General features: G+C 73.1%; 12 protein-coding genes. 10 read left to right on the top strand and 2 right to left on the bottom strand.

Features of this window, described 5'->3' with window-relative positions:
* Positions 1-131 precede the first annotated feature (131 nt).
* From ACZ42A_RS05785 to ACZ42A_RS05760, 6 genes are all read left to right on the top strand, one after another.
* Entirely contained in the window at positions 132-1,256 is a 1,125-nt protein-coding gene (locus ACZ42A_RS05785; protein ID WP_468525861.1) for an amidinotransferase, read from the top strand.
* A gap of 179 nt (positions 1,257-1,435) precedes the next feature.
* Positions 1,436-1,615 carry a hypothetical protein gene (locus ACZ42A_RS05780; protein WP_468526145.1) on the top strand — a complete coding sequence of 60 codons (180 nt, stop codon included), beginning with the start codon at positions 1,436-1,438 and terminating at the stop codon, positions 1,613-1,615.
* A 21-nt stretch (positions 1,616-1,636) separates the two neighbouring features.
* Positions 1,637-2,347: a hypothetical protein gene (locus ACZ42A_RS05775; protein ID WP_468525860.1), complete on the top strand. Its 711-nt coding sequence runs from the start codon at positions 1,637-1,639 to the stop codon at positions 2,345-2,347.
* A complete protein-coding gene (locus ACZ42A_RS05770) occupies positions 2,344-3,324 on the top strand; it encodes a DUF6895 family protein (protein ID WP_468525859.1) in 981 nt (326 codons plus the stop codon). Before ACZ42A_RS05775 ends, ACZ42A_RS05770 begins: the two co-directional genes overlap by 4 nt.
* Complete coding sequence (locus tag ACZ42A_RS05765) at positions 3,321-4,241, top strand: DUF6895 family protein (protein ID WP_468525858.1); 921 nt, start codon at positions 3,321-3,323, stop codon at positions 4,239-4,241. The genes ACZ42A_RS05770 and ACZ42A_RS05765 overlap by 4 nt, the downstream gene beginning before the upstream one ends.
* Entirely contained in the window at positions 4,238-5,314 is a 1,077-nt protein-coding gene (locus ACZ42A_RS05760; RefSeq protein ID WP_468525857.1) for a serine hydrolase domain-containing protein, read from the top strand. Before ACZ42A_RS05765 ends, ACZ42A_RS05760 begins: the two co-directional genes overlap by 4 nt.
* A 23-nt stretch (positions 5,315-5,337) precedes the next feature.
* Here the strand turns inward: ACZ42A_RS05760 and ACZ42A_RS05755 are convergent, their stop codons facing one another.
* Together ACZ42A_RS05755 and ACZ42A_RS05750 are read right to left on the bottom strand one after the other, a co-directional pair.
* Entirely contained in the window at positions 5,338-6,714 is a 1,377-nt protein-coding gene (locus tag ACZ42A_RS05755) for a trypsin-like serine protease (RefSeq protein WP_468525856.1), read from the bottom strand.
* A gap of 187 nt (positions 6,715-6,901) precedes the next feature.
* On the bottom strand, positions 6,902-8,566 hold the full coding sequence (locus ACZ42A_RS05750) for an alkaline phosphatase D family protein (protein ID WP_468525855.1): 1,665 nt from the start codon (positions 8,564-8,566) through the stop codon (positions 6,902-6,904).
* A 198-nt stretch (positions 8,567-8,764) separates the two neighbouring features.
* On the opposite strand from ACZ42A_RS05750, the gene ACZ42A_RS05745 reads away from it, so the two are divergent.
* From ACZ42A_RS05745 to ACZ42A_RS05730, 4 genes are read left to right on the top strand one after another with little or no spacing between them, the layout of a single operon-like run.
* Positions 8,765-10,351 carry an ABC transporter substrate-binding protein gene (locus ACZ42A_RS05745; protein WP_468525854.1) on the top strand — a complete coding sequence of 529 codons (1,587 nt, stop codon included), beginning with the start codon at positions 8,765-8,767 and terminating at the stop codon, positions 10,349-10,351.
* Between the two features lie 20 nt (positions 10,352-10,371).
* A complete protein-coding gene (locus tag ACZ42A_RS05740; RefSeq protein ID WP_468525853.1) occupies positions 10,372-11,340 on the top strand; it encodes an ABC transporter permease in 969 nt (322 codons plus the stop codon).
* Entirely contained in the window at positions 11,330-12,217 is an 888-nt protein-coding gene (locus tag ACZ42A_RS05735) for an ABC transporter permease (RefSeq protein WP_468525852.1), read from the top strand. Before ACZ42A_RS05740 ends, ACZ42A_RS05735 begins: the two co-directional genes overlap by 11 nt.
* On the top strand, positions 12,214-13,230 hold the full coding sequence (locus tag ACZ42A_RS05730) for an ABC transporter ATP-binding protein (protein ID WP_468525851.1): 1,017 nt from the start codon (positions 12,214-12,216) through the stop codon (positions 13,228-13,230). Before ACZ42A_RS05735 ends, ACZ42A_RS05730 begins: the two co-directional genes overlap by 4 nt.
* The last annotated feature ends 69 nt before the right edge of the window (positions 13,231-13,299 follow it).

The following is a 13,299-nucleotide window of genomic DNA, read 5'->3' as shown; positions in this document are numbered from 1 at the left end:
TTCACGGTGGCACAGGGCGGACGCAACTGCCAATTGTCATATGCCAAAGGCATGGGGGACCGGCGGACGGGCCGCACGTTGAGTAACGTGGTGGATACCCGAATTCTCTCTGCGACGAGAGGCGGTTGAGCATGACGCTGGTGCGGAACGTCGCGACCGGCCCTGCCGCGGAACCCCTCGTTTCACCGGTTTCCTCACACAACGAATGGGATCCGCTGGAGGAGATCATCGTCGGGCGCCTCGACGGGGCGCGGATCCCTCCGGGTCACCCGGTGGTGACCTGCAACGTTCCGCCGTGGGCCGCCCGGTTGCAGGGGGTCGCCGCCGGTTTCCGGTACCCCCGGCTGCTGGTCGAGCGGGCGCAGGAGGAGCTGGACGGGTTCGTCGCGCTCCTGGAGTCCCTCGGTGTCACGGTCCGCCGCCCCGACCCGGTCGAGCACGGGCGCCGCTTCGGCACCCCCGACTGGTCCTCGCGCGGCTTCTGCAACAGCTGCCCGCGGGACAGCATGCTGGTGATCGGCGACGAGATCATCGAGACCCCCATGGCCTGGCCGTGCCGGTACTTCGAGACGCACTCCTACCGCGCGATCCTCAAGGACTACTTCCGGCGCGGCGCCCGCTGGACGTCCGCGCCCAAGCCGCAGCTCTCCGACGAGCTCTTCGTGCCGGACTTCCGCGTCCCCGGGCCGGACGAGCCCATGCGCTACATCCTCACCGAGTTCGAGCCCGTGTTCGACGCGGCGGACTTCGTGCGCGCGGGACGGGACCTGTTCGTCACGCGGAGCAACGTCACCAACCGGATGGGCATCGAGTGGCTGCGCCGCCATCTCGGCCCCGCCTACCGCGTCCACGAGGTCGAGAGCCGCTGCCGGACGCCCATGCACATCGACACGACGTTCGTGCCGCTGGCGCCCGGCAAGCTCCTCGTCAATCCCGACTACGTGGATGTCGACCGCCTGCCCGAGGTGCTCGGCTCGTGGGACGTCCTGATCGCGCCCGAGCCCGACCCCATCCGGGACCCCGTGCTGAAGGTCACCTCGATGTGCGGCAGGTGGCTCAGCATGAACGTGCTCATGATCGACGAGCGACGGGTGGTCGCCGAGCGGCACCACACCAGGATGCTGCGGGCGCTGGAGCGCTGGGGCTTCGAACCGATCCCGTGCGACCTGCTGCACTACGCGCCGTTCGGCGGTTCCTTCCACTGTGCGACGCTCGACGTCCGGCGCCGCGGCACGCTCGAGTCGTACGTCGACTGACGGACCGTCCACCACGGCCTCGGCGGGCGGAGAACCGCCGGAAGCCCTGTGCGCCGGGCGAGTTGTTGAATCCCTGAACCATGTTTTTATGGGTGATTTCGCATGATTTGGGTCGATCCGGCCTACTGGGGTGGGGAAGGTAATCGAAAGCCTCAAGGGAGATGATGCTGGTGCCTTCCATCGACGAGACCATCGAAGAAGTCATCGGGATCCAGGCCGCCGACATAGAGGCAGCCCTCGACCCGGCCGAGCCCGACGGTGTCTACCGCGACAGTCGGGAGTGCGCCGCCCTGGCGCTGGAAGGCGGCGCGATCAAGCTGCTTCTGTCCCCGCCCACCCCTCGCCCCAAGAAGGGCTGAGCGACGCAGGGGAGCAGCTGAATGGAGCAATCTGGCACTTCCGCTCTCTTGCAGAGCGCAGTGCAGGATCTCGCATCGAGTGTGGTCTCCGCCCTCCGTGGCGGAGACCACGTCACCGTGGCCGGCACCGGGGCCGAGGACATCCCCACCGGAAGCCTCACCCTCCCGGCCGTACGCGTGCTGGGAGCGGACCTGCTGCTGCCGCAGGTGCTCTTCCGTACGCCGCCCGACCTGGCGGAACTCGCCGTGTTCCGCAAAGCCGTGGAAGCCTTCCCGGCCCGCGCCGACGCGGCCCCCTCCGTGCGCTGGAGCCACTGGGCCATGCGGCGCACCCTCCGGCGCTTCGAGGCCGACCCGGACGGCCCGCCCGGGGACGGCCGGGCGGCGGAACCCGACGCCGACTGGCTCGACGGAGCCACCTGGCAGTACCTCACTCACCAGCTCGCCGTCCTCGCCGCGCTCGCGGTGCCGGGCGAGGAGTGCGCGGTGTCCGAGGCGGCCCGGCGCCGCCCGGTCGACGTGGCCCGGGGATTCGTCCGCGCGGTGCGCCGCCGGGACTGGCAGCAGGCCGCCGGAGCGGGCCGCTGGCTGACCCTGCTGGACGGGGTGCCGCCGGAGCTGGGACTGGAGACCGGCCTGGACTTCGTGGAGCTGATGGGCGGCAGCGATCCCCGTGTCGCCCTCCAGGTCCAGGCCGCCCGGGTGATCCGGGTGGCCGGAGCGGTCGTATGACGGCCGTGGACGTGGGGGAGATCCGGGACCTGGAGTCGGCCGCGCTCGCGTGGCTGTCCGCGCACCGCGGCGACTTCGCCCTGGGCGAGGACGCGCTCACCGCCGACGGCCAGGTCAACTTCACCTGGAAACCGCTTGGCGAACTGGCCCAGGTCTGCGCGACCGTACGGCTGCGCACCCCGCCGTCCGACCCGCTGCACATCCGCGCCTCGGACCTGCTGCGGTTCGCCTGGCGGCAGACGGACCACGGCGAGATGTTCCTGAGCCTGCAACGGCTGGAGCCCTTCGCCACCTATCCGCTGGAGGTGTACTCCGTCTTCGCCGCCGCCGGGCTGCGCCACCCCGGGTACGAGGCCGCCGCCGCGACGGTGGCCCGCAGCCGGGGCTGGCGGCTCACCGAGCAGGAGCCGACCCGCCGCCTCGGTGTGCTGCGGGCCGAGCGGCGCAGCGGCATCCGGCGGCCGGAGGACCCCGAGCAGATCCTGCGCGGCACCTGGCTGGGCGGGCCGGCCGAACCCTGGGCGTTCGAGCGCGCCGCCGGCTACTCGCTCACCCACGTGGTCTTCCACCTCACCGACTGGGGCCGCACCCCGCAGGACGTCCCCGCGGACCTGGCCGCCTACCTGGCCGACTGGCTGCCGCCCTGGCTCGACACCTGTCTGGACGCCGGGATGTGGGACCTCAGCTGCGAGCTGCTGGTCGTCGCCGCGAGCCTCCCGGGCCCGCCCGACCGGGCGCTGCTGCGGGACTCCTGGGCCCGGCTCGCGAGGGCGCAGTACGGCTCGGGCGCGCTGCCCGAGGAAGAGCCGGACGGCGGCGAGGACGGTGCGCGGGGCCCGGAGCCGGACTTCCTCCACTGCTATCACTCCACCCTGATGGCCGTCTTCGCGGCGGCACTGACCCTCGCGCGCCTCACCGGAGACGGGGCGGGAAGTGCCGCGACGCACCGGTACGGCGGACAAGGAGTGCCCCGATGACCGCCACCCGTCTGATCCACACCGTCGGCGTCCGGGCCCTGGAATGGCTCTGGGACCACCGCGAGGGATTCCGCCTGGAACCCGACGTCGACCCGGACGTGGGCTTCCTGGAGCGCTTCAAGCCCATCGGCGAACTGGCCCTGATCTGCAAGGTGCTGCTCCGCGAGGGCGTCGCCGGATCACGGCAGGCGGAACTGGCGCGCCGGCTGCTCGACCACACCTGGCGCGACACCCTCGACGGCGGACGCATGCTGGTGCGCGGCCAGCGCGTCGAGCCGATCTCGCCCATCCCCTTCGAGGTGTACCTCGCCTACAAGGAACTCGGCTACAGCCAGCCGGAGGTGGAGCGCGCCACCGTCCTCAACCACCGCCTGGAGAGCTGGATCTCCTACGAGGTGACGCCGACGCGTCGCCTCGGCCTGTCCGCCTTCCAGCGCCGCTTCGGCCTCACGCCCCGCCCGCCCGAGGCCGCCCTGGTGGACACCACCTGGCTGGCCCGGACCCCCGAGCCGTGGACGGTCACCGCGCGCATCGCCTACGACTTCACCCACACGGTGTTCCACCTCACCGACTGGGGCGAGCGGCCCGAGGGCCTGCCGCCCCGGCTCGCCGACTACCTGGCCACCTGGCTCCCGGTGTGGCTCGACGACTGGCTGGACCTGAAACGGTGGGACCTGCTCGGCGAACTCCTCGTGGTCGACGCCTGCCTGCCCCGCCCCAGCTTCGACGAACGGGCCTGGGAGAGCTTCGCCGCCGCCCAGCAGCCCGACGGCGCCATGCCCGCCGTACGGGGCATGCCCGAGGGCGACCCCGACGAGGTGTTCGACATCGTCTACCACCCCACGCTCGTCGCCGCCTTCGCCTCCGTCATGGCCACCTCCCGTGCCCTGACCGAACTGGCGCGGACCGCCACATGAGCGCCCGGACCACGCCCTGGCCGGGCGACCCCCACGACCCCGAGGACGCGGCCGACTTCATGCCGCCCTCGGCCACCGATGTGTCCGACGCGGAGCTGACGGAGCGGCTGGCGGCGGCCGTCGACGCCGTCGACGCGCCCGACGCGGTCTTCGCCGTCTCCCGCGCGGGGCGCCGTGTCGTCCACCACGGCGGCACCGCGCCACCCCCGCCGGTGGCCCGGGAGGATCTGCGCTACGAGATCGGGTCGGCCTCCAAGACATTCGCCGGACTGCTGCTCGTCCAGTTGATCCGCCGCGGCCTGCTCACCGGCGGCGAACCGGCCGCCGCCTGCCTGGACTCCGGCCGGCGTCCCGGACCCGACCCGGTGACGCTCGCCCACCTCGTCACGCACACCTCCGGACTGCCCACCCTGCCACGCGACTTCCACGTCCGCGGCCTGCCCGCCTGGCGCACCAACCCCTACGCCCGCTACCCGGCCGACCGGGTCGCCGACGCCTTCCTCCGGTACCGGCCGCGACACCGGCCCGGCACCCGATGGCGCTACTCCAACTTCGGTGTCGCCGTGCTCGGGCACGCCGTCGCGGCGGCGACCGGCACCGCCTGGGAGGACCTGCTCACCGCGCACGTGCTCCGCCCGCTCGGCCTGCACGGCACCGCCCTGCGGGCAGCGGACCCGAAGACCGACGCCACCGGGCACACCACCGACGGCCGCACGCCCCTTCCCCCGTTCGACGCCGGCGGCTTCGAGGCGGCGGGCGCGATCCGCGCCACCCCGCACGACCTGCTGACCTTCCTCGAGGCGCACCTCCACCCGGAGGGCGCCCTGCGGGCGGTGCGCACACCGGTGCTGCGGCGCGGCCTGGGGCACCGGCATGTGCACACCGTGGCCTGGTTCCGTCATCCGACGCCGGGCGGGCCGATGTACTTCCACAGCGGGGCGACCCTCGGCCAGCAGGCGTTCCTCGGCTTCCGGCCCGACACGGGCACGGCCCTGGCCGCGGTGTGCACCCGCCGCTTCCGGCACCGCGACCCGTTCGTCACCACGGCGTACGGGCTGCTCGCGGCGGAGTAGCGGACCCGTACGCCGTACGCCTGTCAGATCCGCTGCCAGAGAGCCGGCGTCGTCGCGGGCGACCACGTGCCCTGCGCCTGGTGCGGCTGCAGACACACGTACCGCACGCCGGCGTGGGTCACGGTCGCCCCGATGTCGTAGACCCGGCCCGTGATCCACGCGTCCGTCGTCGTGTTGTCCTGCGGAGCGGGCGCCGCTTGCGCGGACGCCGTCTTCAGGGTGAGGCCGAAGTCGCTGAGGATCGGGTTGACCGGCTGGTAGAAGGTGGTCCCGCCGTTGGTGCAGTCGCCACTGCCGCCGGAGGTGACGCCCTGCGCCTGGGACCCCGCGACATACGGGCCGCCGGAGTCGCCCGGTTCGGCGCACACCGTCGTCTGGGTCAGGCCGTCCACGGTGCCCTCGGCGTAGCTGACGCTGATCTCGTGCTGCTCGACGGTTCCGCAGTGCCATCCGCTGGTCGAGCCCGAGCGGCACACCGACGCCCCGACGAGCGCCTCGACCGATCCGGTGACCTGCACCTTCTTTTCGCCCTCGGCCTTGACGTCGGGCGTGGCGGTCCAGTCGCCGTTGACGCCCACCCAGGCCATGTCCTTGCCGGGGAACGTGGAGGCCTGGAAGGCGCCCTGGTCGGCCTTGTTGAAGCCGGTGGTCTTGGCGCCCTGCTTGCCGCAGTGGCCGGCCGCGACGAATCCCTGCTGCTGTCCCTTGGTGACGGAGAATCCGACGGAGCAGCGGGCGAGGCCGTCGACGTAGAAGGCGTCGCCGCCGGTGAGGTTCTCGTACAGCCGGGGCCGGTTCGCCGCCACCCGGACGCCGACCTGCTCCGGCTTGAGCCCGGCGGCCTTGACGAAGGCGTCCGCGGATGAGCGGTCCGTGGCCTGCACCACGACCCGGTTGGCCGGCACGTCGACGTACCACAGCGGGGTGTTCCGGGTGTCGTGCAGGATGGCCGCGTTGTCCAGCTGCGCCTTCACGGCCCGCAGCGAGGCCAGCGTGTTCTTCACGACCAGGGCCTTGGCGCCCTCGGCCTCGATGGCGGGCGCGTCCGCGGCGTCGGTGGTGGCGACGGTCAGCTCGTCGGCGAGGACGCCGCGCAGCCAGGCGCCGGCGAACCGCTCGCCCAGCGCGTTGCGGAGCCGGCCCGCCCGGGTCCCCGCCTCCGCCTCGTTGACCAGCCGTGTCCGTGCCTGGGTGGGGGTCAGTCCGAGGTCGCGCTCCAGCGCGAGGAGCACTTCCTGGGACGGCTTGTCGGCGCCGAGCGTCTGCGCCGCCGAGGAGGCGGACCCGGCGGACGGCTCCGGGTCGGCGGCCGCCACGGCCGACGGGATGCCGGCGAGGACCAGTGCGCCGAGCGCGATGAGGGCGGCACCGTGCCGGGTGACGGGATGTCTGTGGGGCATGCGACGGGTCTCCTTCGCTGTGCGGACGGCTGTGGAAAGCTGCCGTGAGGCCATAGGCCTTGCCTCCCTGACCCGCTGCGATGTCGTCGGCGGCGCGCTTTCGCGCTTTTGGTGACGCCCCGGGGCGCCATGTGCAGTACGCGCGGCCAGGGGACGCCGGGACGCCGCGTGCGACCCGGGCGCAGCCTCACGCGGGTTTCAGGCCGGGGTCGCCCGCCTCGGTGACGAAGGACGCGGCCGTCGTGACGGGGGCACCGGGTGTCGTCACGGCGGAGACGGTCCGGAAGTCCGCCTGGCACCGGAGCCGGTTCAGCGCCATCCGGAGGTAGCCGCGTCTGCCGTTGTAGAACCGCATGTGCGGGTTGGCCCGCAGGTGGGACTCCCAGTTGACGGGTTTGTCGGCGCCGTCCTTGCCGCTGGCGATGGAGGTGCAGGCGAGTTCCGTGCCGAGGGTGCGGGACTGCGGGTCGTCGAAGTTGTCCTTGATGTCGAGGGCGTAGCTCACGTGGACGTCACCCGTGAGCACGAGCCAGTTGGCGAGGCCGGCCGCCTTCGCCCCGGCGACGACCCGGTTGCGTGAGGCGCGGTAGCCGTCCCAGGCGTCCATGGAGACCTTCGGCGGATTGGTCACGTCGAAGTTGCGCTGCGAGAACAGCACCTGCTGGGGCATCACGTTCCACAGCGCGCCCGAGGCGCGCCAGCCGTCGATCAGCCAGCGTTCCTGCGCGTTCCCGGTGAGGGTGCGCGCCGGGTCGTCCGACTCCGGGCCCGGGACGTGCGGGCGGTCGCCGTAGGCCTGGTCGGAGCGGTACTGCCGGGTGTCGAGCACGTCGAACTGGGCGAGGGCGCCCCAGTGGAGCCGGCGGTACAGCCGGGCGTCCGGGCCCTGCGGCAGCTGTGCGGCGCGCAGCGGCTGGTTCTCCCAGTACGCGCGGTAGGCGGCGGCCCGGCGCAGCAGGAACTGCTCCGGCGGGACGTCGTTCTCGGGGATGGCGCCCGCGTAGTTGTTCTCGGTCTCGTGGTCGTCCCAGGCGACCACGAACGGGTGCGCGGCGTGCGCGGCCTGGAGGTCGGCGTCGCTCTTGTACAGCGCGTACCGCATCCGGTAGTCCGCCAGGGTCATCGTCTCCCGGTTGAAGGCGTCCGGGAGGCTGACGCCGGTGTACCCGCGCTCGCCGCCGGCGGAGTCCACCGGGTACTCGTACAGATAGTCGCCGAGGTGGAAGACCAGGTCGACGTCCTCCCGGGCCAGGTGCCGGTAGGCGGTGTAGTAGCCGTCGTGGTACGCCTGGCAGGCCACCGCCGCCATCCGGAGCGAGGAGACGGCGGCGCCCGCGGCGGGCGCGGTGCGGGTGCGGCCGGCCGGGCTGATCCAGGTGCCGGTGCGGAACCGGTAGTAGTACGGGGTGTCCGGGTCGAGGCCCTTGACGTCGACGTGCACGCTGTGGGCGTACTCCGGGTAGGCCGTGGCCGTGCCCTCGCGCACCACGATGGCGAACCACTCGTCGATGGCCACCTCCCAGCTCACGGTGACCCGTTGCTGCCCCAGCCCGCCGTCCGGCTCGTACGGCTCGGGCGCGAGCCGGGTCCACAGCACGACCGAGTCGGGCAGCGGGTCCCCGGAGGCGACCCCGAGAGTGAACGGGTCCTCGGTGATCCGGGCCGCGTCGAGCCGCGGCGCGGCCATCGCGCCCCGGGCCGGCAGGCCGGTACCGAAGGCGAGGGCGGCGGCCGCGGCGGTGACGGTGAAGAAGCGGCGGCGGGCGAGGTGCGGGGCCGCGGCACGCCATAGGGCGTCGGTGGGGGCCGAAGGATGCTCGGGCAGGCCTGTGTGACGGCCTGTGGGCGCCATCTGATGTCCTCTCATCACGCGGAGTACGCATGCTAAGCAGACAAAATGCGCGATTCGGATGTGCCTTGCGGTGTGGTCACACGGGGGGAGGCAAGCCGGAGCGGCCACGGGACGGGAACTGGTGCTCGACCGCCTTGGTGGCCTTTAATTGCCAGTGATATGCAAGAACCAGAATTTGGCAACAAGAGTGTGAGCGTCATGACGGGCCGTCGGATACGAGGTGCCGCCGTCACGGCGGCGTTGACGGTCGGGGTCGCCGCCTGTTCGGCACCCGGCGACGCGGCCGACGACGGCAAGGCCGCCGAGTCCGTCGTCCTGGGTGTCGCCACCGAGCCGGACACCCTCAGCCCGCTGCTCGGCTACGGCAAGGACGGCAACTCCAAGATCTTCGACGGGCTGCTCGCCCGCGACGCGGGCCTGAAGCTGAAGCCGGCCCTCGCCACCGCGCTGCCGAAGGTCACCGACGGCGGCCGGACGTACACCTACACCCTGCGCGACGGGGTGAGGTTCAGCGACGGAGAGCCGCTGACCGCCGCCGACGTCGTCTACACCTACCGGACCGTCCTCGACGCGAAGACCAACAACACCGCCAAGAGCGAGCTGGACGCCGTCGACAGCGTCCGCGCGAAGGGAGACGACACGGTCGTCTTCCGCCTCAAGTACCCGTACGCCCCCTTCGCCGCCCGCACGGTGCTGCCCATCGTCCCCGAGCACATCGCGGGCGAACAGGACCCCAACACCGGCGACTTCAACACCAAGCCGGTCGGCACCGGACCGTACGTCCTCACCGACTGGCGCAAGGGCGAGAAGCTCACCTTCAAGGCCAACCCGCACTACTGGGGCCCCGCGCCGAAGGTGAGGACGTTCACCATGGCGGTCATCGCCGACGACGACGTCCGCGCCACCCGGCTGCGCTCCGGCGACCTCGACGGCGCGGTCCTGCCGCCCAACCTGGCCGCCACCTTCGCCCAGGACGGCGACAAGCGGACGTACGAGGCGAAGTCCTACGACGTCCGGGCCGTCACCCTCCCCACCGGCAACCAGGTCACCGGCGACCGCGCGATCCGGCGGGCCCTCGACGCCGCCGTGGACCGCGAGGCCATGGTCGACCAGATCCTCGACGGCGCGGGCCGCCCGGCCTACGGGCCGCTGCCCGCCGACGACCCCGCGTTCGCCCGCGGCATCGAACGCACCCGGGACCTCGGCAAGGCCAGGAGGATCCTCGACGAGGCCGGCTGGAAGCCCGGCGACGACGGCATCCGCGCCAAGGACGGCCGCCGCGCCTCCTTCACCCTGCTCTACCCCTCCGGCGACAAGGTCCGCCAGGACCACGCCCTCGCCTACGCCTCCGACGCCAAGAAGGCCGGCATCGAGGTGACGGTGGAGAGCGCCACCTGGGAGGTCATCGAGCCGCGCATGGGCGAGGACGCGGTCCTCGCGGGCTACGGCAGCGTCGGCGACCCCGACTTCGGCCTGTACACCCTGCTGCACTCCTCCCTCGCCGGCGACGGCTTCAACAACATGGCCCGCTACCGCAATCCGGCCGTGGACGAGGCCCTCGACACCGGCCGCCGCACCCGGGCCGCGGACGAGCGGAAGGCCGCCTACGGCACGGTCCAGCGCGCCCTCGTCGACGACCCCGGCTACACCTTCCTCACCCACATCGACCACCTCTACGTGCTCGCCGACCGCTGGGACGGCCTGACCACCCAGCTGGAACCGCACGAGCACGGCTTCGCCAGCGGCCCCTGGTGGAACATCGAGGACTGGCAGCCGAAGAAATGACCGCACTCCCCTGGGGAGCGATGGCACGCCTGGCGGGACGACGGGCCCTGTTCGCGGGGCCCGTCCTCCTCGTCGTCACCTTCGGCGTGTTCGCCGTCGCCGCAGCCTCCCCGTTCGACCCCGTCAAGGCCTACGCCGGCACCGCCGCGCTCGGCGCGGACCAGGAGACCCTGGACCGGCTGCGCGCCAACCTCGGCGTGGACCGGCCGTTCCCGGCCCGCTGGTGGGACTGGCTGACCTCCGCGCTCACCGGCGACCTCGGCCACTCCAGCGTGCTGCGGCAGCCGGTCACCCAGGTCATCGGCGAACGCCTGGTGTGGTCCGCGTTGCTGTGCGCGGTCGCGTTCGCCGTCGCCGTGCTGCTCGGCACGGTGCTCGGCGTGCTCGCCGCCCGCCGCCCCGGCTCCCTCCTGGACCGGGCCGTCACCTCGCTCGCGTACGTCCTGGAGGCCGCCCCGGTCTTCTGGATCGCGCTGCTCGCCGTCTGGCTGTTCGCCCTCCAGTGGGATCTGCTCCCGGCGGGCGGCCTCACCGACACCGCCAGCGAACAGGTCACGTTCGGGCAGGTCGCGAGCCACCTGGTGCTGCCCGCCGGAGTACTGGCCGTCTCCCAACTGCCCTGGTTCACGCTCTACGTCCGGCAGGGCGTCGGCGACGCCCTCGCCGAGGACCCGGTGCGCGGCGCCCGCGCCCGCGGCCTCGGCGAACGCACCGTGCTGCTCGGCCACGCGCTGCGCTCCGGACTGCTGCCGGTCCTCACCCTGATCGGCTCCCGCGTGCCCGAACTCATCACCGGCGCCCTGCTGGTGGAGAGCGTCTTCAGCTGGCCCGGCATCGCCGCGGCCACCGTCGAGGCGGCCACCGCCGTCGACTTCCCGCTGCTGGCCGCTCTCACCACGCTCGCCACCGCCGCCGTCCTCGTCGGCAACCTGCTCGCCGACCTGCTCTACGGACTGTTCGACCCGAGGGTGAAGCTCAGTGACATGTGAGACACCGGCGCCCGCCGGGACCGTCTGGCGTTCCCCTGCCAGGGACCGCCGCTCCACCCGGGCCGTGCGGGTCCGCGTCTCGGCCGCCCTGCTGGCCGCGACCGTCCTCGCCGTGCTGCTCGTCCCGCCCCTGGTCCAGCTCGACCAGCAGGCCGTCGACCTGGCCGCCAAACTCCAGCCGCCCTCCTGGGAGCACCCGTTCGGCACCGACGACGTCGGCCGCGACCTGCTGCTGCGCTGCGTCTACGGGCTGCGCGTCTCCCTGCTCGTCGGCGTGGCGGCGGCGCTGACCGCGACCGTCATCGGCACCGCCGTCGGCGCCGCGGCCGGAGCGCTCGGCGGCTGGGCCGACCGCGGCATCATGCGGGTCGTCGACACCGTCTCCTCCGTCCCGCATCTGCTGCTCGGCATCTTCATCGTCGCCATGTTCCGGCCCGGCGTCTGGCCGGTGGTGGTCTCGGTCGCGCTCACCCACTGGCTGTCGACCGCGCGGATCGTGCGCGCCGAGGTGCTCTCCCTGCGCTCCCGCCCCTACATCGACGCCGCGATCAGCGGGGGAGCGTCCCGGTGGCGGGTGACCGTACGGCATCTGCTGCCCGGCGTGCTGCCGCAGGCCGCGCTCGCCGCCGTGCTGATGGTGCCGCACGCCATGTGGCACGAGTCCGCGCTGTCCTTCCTCGGCCTCGGACTGCCCACCCACACCGCGAGCCTCGGCACGCTGGTCCAGGGCGCCCGCGGCTCCCTGCTCGCCGGACAGTGGTGGCCGACGCTCTTCCCCGGCCTGTTCATCATCCTGCCCACCCTCGCCATCGCCGGACTCGCCGGTGCGTGGCGGGAGCGGATCAATCCCCGTCGCCGATCGGAGCTGATGCTGTGACCGGGCACGCCCCCGTTCTGTCGGTACGCGGCCTCTCCGTGCGTTTCCTGATGCCCGGCGGACGCCGGATCGCCGCCGTCACCGACGCCCACTTCGACGTGGCGCCCGGCGAGTGCCTGGCCCTGATCGGCGAGAGCGGCTGCGGCAAGTCCGTGCTGGCCTCCGCCCTCCTCGGCCTGCTGCCCGGCAACGCCCAGACCGCCGGGCAGGCGCTGCTCGGCGACCTGGACCTGCTCGCCGCCGACGAGCGGACCCTGGCCCGCACGGTCCGGGGCCGCCTCATCGGCCTCGTCCCGCAGAGCCCGGCCGCGCACCTCACCCCCGTGCGCACCATCCGCTCCCAGCTGGAGGAGACCGTCGCCGCGCTCACGCCGGTGCGCGGCCGGGCCGCCCTGCGCGCCGCCGCGGAACAGGCCGCCGAGCGCGCCGCGTTCCCCGTCGGCCACCTCGACCGCCATCCGCACCAGCTCTCCGGCGGACTCGCCCAGCGCGCCGCCACCGCCCTCGCCCTCGTCGGCGACGCCCCGCTGCTGCTCGCCGACGAGCCGACCACCGGCCTCGACCGCGACCTGGTCGACCGCACCGTCGACGAACTGCGGCGCCACGTGGCCGAGGGGGCCGAGGGGGCCGAGGGGGCCGAGGCGGCCACGGGGGCCGCCGACGGCACCGGCCGCGCCCTGCTGATGATCACTCACGACCTGGCCGCCGCCGAACGCATCGCCGACCGGGTGGCGGTGATGTACGCGGGCCGCATCGTCGAACTCGCCGACGCCACCGCCTTCTTCGGCACGCCCGGCCCCCGCCACCCCTACAGCCGCGGCCTCCTCGACGCCCTCCCCGACCGCGCCTTCACCCCCATCCCCGGCCTGCCCCCGGAACTCGGCGCCCTCCCCGCCGGCTGCGCCTTCGCGGCCCGGTGCGACAGGGCGACGGAGGTGTGCGCGACGCCACCGCCGCCGACGGGCCCGGTGGCCTGCCATCATCCGCATGGTGTGGCGGGTGCCCGTGTCTGACCTGTGTGCCTTGGCCGCCGCCGGCGCCCGGGCGACGGACGTCCGCACCACGGTGCCACCGCCGGCCGG

The organism is Streptomyces sp. NPDC030838 (assembly GCF_055572035.1).
The sequence above is the reverse complement of the archived record's forward strand: the minus strand, read 5'-3'. Positions and strand labels throughout refer to the sequence as shown.

Coding starts and splice junctions, on each gene's coding strand:
- ACZ42A_RS05775 (WP_468525860.1), top strand. CDS start 1,637: ATGGAGCAATCTGGCACTTCCGCTCTCTTGCAGAGCGCAGTGCAGGAT.
- ACZ42A_RS05755 (WP_468525856.1), bottom strand. CDS start 6,714: ATGCCCCACAGACATCCCGTCACCCGGCACGGTGCCGCCCTCATCGCG.
- ACZ42A_RS05740 (WP_468525853.1), top strand. CDS start 10,372: ATGGCACGCCTGGCGGGACGACGGGCCCTGTTCGCGGGGCCCGTCCTC.
- ACZ42A_RS05785 (WP_468525861.1), top strand. CDS start 132: ATGACGCTGGTGCGGAACGTCGCGACCGGCCCTGCCGCGGAACCCCTC.
- ACZ42A_RS05760 (WP_468525857.1), top strand. CDS start 4,238: ATGAGCGCCCGGACCACGCCCTGGCCGGGCGACCCCCACGACCCCGAG.
- ACZ42A_RS05765 (WP_468525858.1), top strand. CDS start 3,321: ATGACCGCCACCCGTCTGATCCACACCGTCGGCGTCCGGGCCCTGGAA.
- ACZ42A_RS05745 (WP_468525854.1), top strand. CDS start 8,765: ATGACGGGCCGTCGGATACGAGGTGCCGCCGTCACGGCGGCGTTGACG.
- ACZ42A_RS05750 (WP_468525855.1), bottom strand. CDS start 8,566: ATGGCGCCCACAGGCCGTCACACAGGCCTGCCCGAGCATCCTTCGGCC.
- ACZ42A_RS05770 (WP_468525859.1), top strand. CDS start 2,344: ATGACGGCCGTGGACGTGGGGGAGATCCGGGACCTGGAGTCGGCCGCG.